This window comes from Halovibrio sp. HP20-59 (assembly GCF_033052795.2).
In the GTDB taxonomy this organism is placed as follows: domain Bacteria; phylum Pseudomonadota; class Gammaproteobacteria; order Pseudomonadales; family Halomonadaceae; genus Vreelandella.
On record NZ_JAWJUW020000158.1, the window covers coordinates 1 to 243 of the forward strand.

Annotated in this window: 1 protein-coding gene; it reads right to left on the reverse strand. The window is 60.9% G+C overall.

Annotation, left to right across the window (positions count from 1 at the left end):
• The coding region (locus RZA33_RS19730) for a hypothetical protein (protein ID WP_317510028.1) at positions 1-243 on the reverse strand (243 nt) is incomplete at both ends.

The following is a 243-nucleotide window of genomic DNA, read 5'->3' on the forward strand; positions in this document are numbered from 1 at the left end:
TGAGCGGCACGCAACCGTTGGCGGTGTTGGTGCAACTAGTAGTGTTCAGCGAGCGCAGCGCCTGTTGGACCTTGGAGAACGAGCCCCAATTGACACGCCCTGACACCTGATCCGACCGACCCGATTGGTAATAGAGGTCGTAGCTCCAGTCCTGGAGGACCGGCAAGTCGCCGCGCAGGCCGACCGTGTACTGCTGCGTCGTGTTGTCGAAGGTGTTGATGCGCGGGCCAAGCTCAGTAAAGC